Source organism: Streptomyces sp. NRRL S-118 (assembly GCF_000716335.1).
GTDB lineage: Bacteria > Actinomycetota > Actinomycetes > Streptomycetales > Streptomycetaceae > Streptomyces.
The window spans coordinates 24863-31877 of sequence record NZ_KL591043.1 but is presented as its reverse complement, the minus strand read 5'-3'; the positions used below and the strand labels follow the sequence as shown (position 1 = coordinate 31877).

Below are 7015 nucleotides of genomic sequence, written 5' to 3'. Positions count from 1 at the left end.
TCCTGGTTGACGGCGCTGCCGCGGATGACCGCGAGGACCTGGTGGCCGTTGCGCAGCGCGTCCGACAGCCGTTCCACCAGCAGGACGCCGGCGCCCTCGGCCCATCCGGTGCCGTCGGCCGCCGCGGAGAACGCCTTGCAGCGTCCGTCCGGGGACAGCGCGCCCTGGCGGCTGAGCTCCACGAACATGCCGGGCGTCGGCATGATCGTCACTCCGCCCGCGAGGGCCATGGTGCACTCGCCGGACCGCAGCGACCGTACCGCCCAGTGCAGCGCCACCAGGGACGACGAGCAGGCGGTGTCCACCGTCACCGCGGGACCCTCCAGTCCGAGGGTGTAGGCGACGCGGCCGGAGGCCACGCTGATCGTGCCGCCGGTCAGCCGGTGGCCGTCGACGCCCTCGGCGCCCTCCCGGAGCTGGGGCCCGTACTCCTGGAACATCGCTCCGAAGAAGACGCCCGTCCGGCTGCCGCGCAGCGCGTGCGGGTCGATGCCGGCGCGCTCCACGGCCTCCCAGGAGGTCTCCAGCAGCACCCGCTGCTGCGGTTCCATCGCCAGGGCCTCGCGGGGCGAGATGCCGAAGAAGGCGGGGTCGAACGCGTCGGCGTCGTGGAGGAACCCTCCGTGCCGTACGTAACTGGTGCCGCGCCGCTCCAGGTCGGGGTCGTACAGGTTCTCCAGGTCCCAGCCACGGTTGTCCGGGAAGTCGCCGATCACGTCCTGCCCGTCGACGAGCAGGTCCCACAGCTGCTCGGGGGACGTCACCCCGCCGGGGAAGCGGCACGCCATGGCCACGATCGCGATCGGCTCGTCGGAGGAGCCGGCGGTGTGCGGCGCGGGCCGTCCGGCCGGTGCGTCGTCGGTCCCGGTGAGCAGGCGGTGCAGGTGGGCGGCGGTCGCGGACGGCGTCGGGTGGTCGAAGAGGGCGCTGGTGGTGAGGGCCGCGCCGGTCGCCGCCTTCAGCCGGTTGCGCAGGTCGACCATGGCGACGGAGTCGAAGCCGAGCGCCTTGAACGTGCGCTGCCCGTCGATGTCATGGGGCCTGTCGTGCCCGAGGACGACGGCGACCTCCTGCCGTACGAGGTCGGCCGTCGCTTCGGGCGTCACCGCACCGGCCGGGGCCGCCGGCGCGGCGGCGCGGCCGGACCGCCGCTCCGGGTGCGGCTCGGGGCCTGCCTGGGGACGGGGCTGCGGGCCGGCGTGCGGATCCTGCGGGGTCTCGGCCGCCGTGGCCGCGGGCAGCCAGTGGCGCCGGCGCTGGAAGGGGTACGTCGGCAGGCCGGCCGCCTTCGGTCCGCGGCCGAGGACGGCGGTCCAGTCGACGTCGACGCCGCGGGTCCACGCCTCGCCGGCCGACAGCAGGAAGCGGTCCCAGCCGCCCTCGCCGCGGCGCAGGGTGCCCACCACCAGGGCGTGGTCGTCCGCGCCGGCCGCTTCGAGGGTCTCCTCCACCGCCGCTACGAGGACCGGGTGGGCGCTCACCTCGATGAAGCGGGTGAACCCGTCGGCCAGCGCGGCACGGACGCCGGCCTCGAACCGGACGGTCTCGCGCAGGTTCCGGTACCAGTACTCGCCGTCCAGCCGGGGCTCGGTGAGCCGTGCGCCGGTCACGGCCGAGTAGAACGGCACCGTGCCGGGCACGGGGTCGATCCCGGCGAGGGAGCGCAGCACCTCGTCGCGGGCGGCCTCGACCTCGGCACAGTGCGAGGCGTAGTCGACGGGGACCTTGCGGGCGCGGACGCCGGTGTCCGCGCAGTGGGCCAGCAGGTCGTCGAGGGCCTGCGGATCGCCGGAGACCACGGTCGACGAGGGGCCGTTGACCGCGGCGACGGACAGCCGCCCGTCGTACGGGGCGATCAGCTCGCCGGCCGTACGGGCGTCCACCGCGACGGCCGTCATGCCGCCGCGGTCGGACAGGACCTGGCGGATCGCCCGGCTGCGGAGCGCCACCACCCGGGCTCCGTCCTGCGTCGACAGGGCGCCCGCCACGACGGCCGCGGCGATCTCCCCCTGGGAGTGCCCGAGCACCGCGGCGGGGCGCACGCCCACGGACCGCCACACCTCGGCGAGGGAGACCATGACGGCCCACAGCGCCGGCTGGACGACGTCGACGCGGTCGAGGAGCCCGGAGCCGGAGGGGTCCCGCACCACTTCGGTCAGCGACCAGTCGGTGTACGGGGCCAGGGCGGCCTCGCACTGCGCCATGCGCGCGGCGAAGACGGGCGACGTCTCCAGCAGTGCGGCGGCCATGCCCGCCCACTGCGTCCCCTGGCCCGGGAAGACGAACACCACGCCGGGGTCGCCGCCGTCGGCCGTGGTCGACGCAGGCGCGGCGGTGCGCGAGGGGCTCGTCACGCCGCGGACGACGTTCGCGGCACCGGAGCGGGCCGCCAGCGCCCGCAGACCTGCCCGCAGGGCGGCGTCGTCCTCGCCGACGACGACGGCCCGGTGTTCGAACCGGGCCCGCCCGGCGGCCAGCGTGCGGGCGACGGAGGCCGTGTCGGTCCGCGGGTGCAGCTCCAGGTGGGCGTCCAGCCGCGCGGCCTGCTCGCCGAGCGCGGCCTCGTCCCGCGCGGACACCGGCCACGGCAGCGGGCCGGAGGACGGTACGGCGTCGGCGTCGACGGTGACGGCCTCGGCGGCGACGGGGGCATCGGCCTCGGCGGTGACGACGGCGGCACCGGCATCGGCGGTCACGGCGGCGGGAGCACCGGCGGAGGACGGCACGGCATCGGCATCGGCGGTGGCGCCGGCCGGGGCGTCGGTGACGATCACGTGGCAGTTCGTACCGCCCAGTCCGAACGCGGAGACACCCGCGACGAGCCTGCCGTCCTCGCCCGGCCAGGCCCGGTGGTCGCGCTGCACGGCGAGGTTCAGCTCGGCGAGCGGGATGCGCGGGTTGGGCCGCTCGTGGTTGAGGGTGGGCACCACCTCGCGGTGGCTGACGCAGGCGATGACCTTCAGCAGTCCGGCGATGCCCGCCGCCGCCTCCAGGTGCCCGATGTTCGTCTTGACCGAGCCGACCAGGACGGGGGACTCCCCGGACCGCCCGGTGCCGAACGCCCGGCCCACGGCCGAGGCTTCCAGCGGGTCGCCGACCTTGGTGCCGGTGCCGTGCAGCTCCACGTACTGGACGTCGGCGGGCCGGATGCCGGCCGCCCGGCACGCGTCGAGGAGGACCGCCTGCTGGGCGCCGGCGTCGGGAACGGTCAGGCCGTCGCCGCCGCCGTCGTTGTTGACGGCGCTGCCCTGGATGACGGCCAGGACCCGGTCGCCGTCGGCGAGGGCCTGCCCCAGGGGCTTGAGCAGGACGAAGCCGCCGCCCTCGCCGCGCGCGTACCCGTTGGCCCGCGCGTCGAAGGTATAGCAGCGGCCGTCGGGCGAGAGGGCGTCGAAGCGCTTGAGGCTGTGGCCGGTGAGGTCGGAGAGGATGAGGTTGACCCCGCCGGCCAGCACGGCGTCGCACTCTCCGCGCAGCAGGCTCTGCATGCCGAGGTGGACGGCGACGAGGGACGAGGACTGCCCGGTGTCGACCACCGCGCTGGGCCCTCGCAGGCCGAGGTGGTAGGAGATCCGGTTGGCGAGGAAGCTGCGCTGGCTTCCGGTCAGGCTGTGCCGGGTCACGGCGTCGGCGCCCCGGCGGTGCAGCAGGGAGGCGTAGTCGTCGTTGATGGCGCCGAGGAAGACCCCGACCCGGGTGCCCCGCAGGGCGTGCGGGGAGGTTCCGCTGTTCTCCACCGCCTCCCAGCTCAGCTCGAGCGCCAGGCGCTGCTGGGGGTCCATGGCGGCCGCTTCCGCGGGCGAGACCTCGAAGAAATCGGCGTCGAAGCGGTCCACCGCGTCGAGGTATCCGCCCGGCAGATCGGGGTGTCCGGCGCCTTCCGCACGCCGCGTTTCCGGGAATTCACCGATCCCGGATCGACCGTTCTTGAGAAGTTCCCAGAACTCGCCCGGAGTGGCGGCTCCGGCGACGCGGCAGGAGTAACCCACGACCGCGATCTGCGCGCTGGTTTTCTGGTCGTCACGTCCGGCTATATCGGCAGCACTCATCGGTGATAATCCTCCAGAAAACCAGAACGCTATGCCGCGCATGACGCGTCACGCATGCATCCGGATTGAATAGAATTTACCGCGATCAGGATGGACGGGGCCTAGGTTTTTTTCACGTCCTGACGTCAGGGGCGACGTTGCCCCGTCGACGGCAGGCGGAGCGCACGAGGCAGGGAAGGGGCGTCCGACCAGCATCGCCACGCGTCGGCGACCGTCGCGGCCTCACCCTTCCCCCGTCGGCACACACCCTCGACCCCTCGCCCAATAACCACTCGAATTCAGAGGAACAACACTTCGGGGGCCGGGTGGCGACTCCTCGCTCCGGGCATCCCTCAAGCAGCTACTCGCCAGTATGCCCGGCCCCGGTTTCAGTGCGGTTTCAGCAGGGATCCGCTGCACTTTTCTCCCGCGTCGTGCACCTTTCCGAGCATTCGTACAACGATGAACCTCTGGGCGGACAAGAAGGCGGATGATCTAGTACGGTCGATCCGCGCGGCCCTCCGGAAGGCCCGCCGAGACCTGCGTTCCACGTAAGAGCTTTTCGCCCGAAAACGTCCTCTCAGGGAAGTTCGCATGGTTCACCAGAAACGCACCATGAAACTCGGAGCCATCATCGACGGCCCGGGTTCGCACATCGCCGCCTGGCGGCACCCCTCCACGCCGGTCGACGCCCAGCTGGACTTCGCCTTCCACCTGGAGTGCGTCCGCACGCTCGAGCGCGGCACGTTCGACTGCGTCTTCGTCCCCGACGTGGTGGCCGTCTGGGGCACCGACGTGCAGCACTTCAGCCGGACGGCCCGGAACGAGCACTTCGAGCCATTGAGCCTGCTGTCCGCCTACGCCGCCGGCACCGAGCACATCGGGCTCGCCGCGACGGCGACCACCACGTACAACGAGCCGTACGACATCGCCCGCAGGTTCACGTCCCTGGACCGCATCAGCGGCGGCCGTTCCGGGTGGAACGTGGTGACCTCCGCCGCGCCGTGGGAGTCGCGCAACTTCGGCTTCCCGGAGCACATGGAGCACGACCTGCGGTACGTGCGCGCCGAGGAGTTCATCGGGGTGACCAAGCGCCTGTGGGCGGGGGAGCCCGCCCGCGCGGCGGCCGCCGCGCCGGGGCTGTCGCCGTCGTTCTTCGACGTCGGCGGGGAGCTGAACCTGCCTCCGGCGCCCCAGGGCCGCCCGGTCATCTTCCAGGCCGGCGCCTCGCCGGTCGGCCGGGAGTTCGCCGCCCGGCACGCGGAGGTGATCTTCACCCGCCACACGCAGCTGGCCGACGGCCAGGCGACGTACGCGGATCTGAAGCGACGCGTCGCCGCGCACGGCAGGGATCCGGAGCGGGTGCAGATCTGGCCGGGCGTCCAGCCCCTGGTGGCCGGTACGGAGGAGGAGGCGCGCCGGCTCATCGGCGAGCTGCACGAGCTCGTCCCGGACATCGTCGCCGTCCGCGCGCTCCAGGAGCAGCTCGGCGACCTGGACCTGACGCGCTATCCCCTCGACGGGCCGGTCCCCGACATCCCGGAGTCCAACCGCTCCTCCAGCACCCGGAAGATGTGGACGGCGCTGGCCCGGCGGGAGAACCTGACCCTGCGCCAGCTGGCCCTGCGCCAGGTCGCGGACTTCTTCGCCGGCACCCCCGAGCAGGTGGCGGACCACATGGCGCGCGGGTTCACCGAGGGGGCGGCCGACGGCTGGATCGTCGACTTCCCCTACCTCCCCGCCTCGGCCGAGGCCTTCGTCGACCACGTGGTGCCGGAGCTGCGCCGGCGCGGGCTCGTGAAGGACGAGTACGCCGAGGGCACCCTGCGCGACAAGCTGGGGCTGGCCGACGCCACGGCCCCGACCCGGACGACGACTCGGAAGGCAGGTGCCGCATGACCCGGCGCGACGGCCGCATCCCCCTGTTCACCCGGCTCCTCACCGCCGCGGCCACCGGAGAGGACGGCGCCCCGTTCGCCGAGGTGCTCGGCCGCGCCCGGCAGGCCGAGGCCGCGGGCATCGACGCGCTGCTGCTGCACGACCGCCAGTCGGCCGCGCCGGATCCCGCCGACGCACCGCACTTCGAGTCCGGCACGCTCACCGCAGCGCTGGCGGCCCGCACCCGAGGCATCGGGCTCGTCACGACCATCTGCACCGAGCAGGCTCTCCCCTACCACGCGGCCCGTGTCCTGGCCACGGCCGACCACCTGACCCACGGCCGGGCCGGCTGGCAGCCGCTCACCCACGCCGACCCCGCCGCGGCGGACAACTACACCCGCGCGGGCAGCGCCTCCGCCGCCGAACGGCGCGCGCGGGCAGCGGAGTTCACCGAGGTGCTCACGGGTCTGTGGGACAGCTTCGACGACGACGCCTTCGTGCGGGACCGCGCGTCGGCCGCGTACTTCGTCCCGGAGAAGCTGCACACGCTCGACCACAAGGGCGACCACTTCGACGTGGCCGGGCCGCTGAACATCGCCCGCCCGCCGCAGGGGCACCTCCCCCTGGTCCACCGCGTGGCGGACGCCGACGACCTCGCCCTGGCGGCGCGCATCGCCGACGTGGTCCTGGCCCCGGCGGACAGCGGGCCGGCGGTGCGCCGGACCGTGCGCGACCTGGCCCGGCAGGCCGGACGCGACCCCGACACGCTCGTGGTCCTCCTCGACCGGCCCGTCGGCGACACGCCCGGCACGGCCGCGGAGCTCCGCGCGCTCGTCGACACCGGCGCGGCGGACGGCTTCACGCTGATCGCCCCGCCCGGCCCGGCCGATGCGGCCCACGAGGCGGTCCTGGCTCTCGCGGCCGAGGTGCGCGCCGCCGCGCCCCCGTCCGCCCCGGCCCCGACCCTGCGCGCCCGTCTGGGCCTCCCCCGCCCGGCCGGCCGCTACCGGTCCGCGCCCGCCGCCGGGGCGGCCCTGGCCTGAACCGCGCGGGACCGCGGCCCGCCGCGCGGCGGCGCGTGCGGGCCGTGCGGCGGCGCGTGCGGGCCG

Annotated in this window: 3 protein-coding genes; 2 read left to right on the top strand and 1 reads right to left on the bottom strand. The window is 74.4% G+C overall.

All coding sequences use genetic code 11. The features are described from left to right. The coding region (locus IH00_RS0135775) for a type I polyketide synthase (RefSeq protein WP_031080621.1) at positions 1-4049 on the bottom strand (4049 nt) is incomplete at its 3' end. Positions 4050-4622: 573 nt separating this feature from the next. Between IH00_RS0135775 and IH00_RS0135770 the strand changes: the two genes are divergently transcribed. Both IH00_RS0135770 and IH00_RS0135765 read left to right on the top strand, forming a co-directional pair. Further along, complete coding sequence (locus tag IH00_RS0135770; protein ID WP_031080619.1) at positions 4623-5927, top strand: LLM class flavin-dependent oxidoreductase; 1305 nt, start codon at positions 4623-4625, stop codon at positions 5925-5927. Then, a complete protein-coding gene (locus tag IH00_RS0135765; RefSeq protein WP_052411910.1) occupies positions 5924-6949 on the top strand; it encodes an LLM class flavin-dependent oxidoreductase in 1026 nt (341 codons plus the stop codon). The genes IH00_RS0135770 and IH00_RS0135765 overlap by 4 nt, the downstream gene beginning before the upstream one ends. Positions 6950-7015 lie beyond the last annotated feature (66 nt).